Annotated in this window: 1 pseudogene; it reads left to right on the top strand. The window is 41.0% G+C overall.

From position 1 onward, the window contains the following. A pseudogene (locus HC176_RS19100) lies at nucleotides 1-290 on the top strand (UDP binding domain-containing protein); the annotation flags it as partial.

Below are 290 nucleotides of genomic sequence, written 5' to 3'. Positions count from 1 at the left end.
CGAATTGGTTCTAAATTTCTTAAAGCATCTGTCGGTTTTGGAGGTTCTTGTTTTCAAAAAGATATTCTAAACCTTGTTTATATAGCCCGCACTTTTAATTTGAAGGAGGTAGCCGATTACTGGGAGCAGGTGATCCTTATGAATGACCATCAAAAAAGGCGTTTTGCAGCCAACATGGTTCAAACCATGTACAACACGGTGGCCGGCAAAAAAATTGCCATTTTAGGATGGGCCTTTAAAAAAGATACCAACGATACCCGCGAGTCTGCAGCGATTTACGTAGCCGATTA

Source organism: Tamlana crocina (assembly GCF_012037625.1).
Note: the sequence above shows the minus strand (reverse complement) of the source record. Positions and strands in the feature narration are given on the sequence as shown.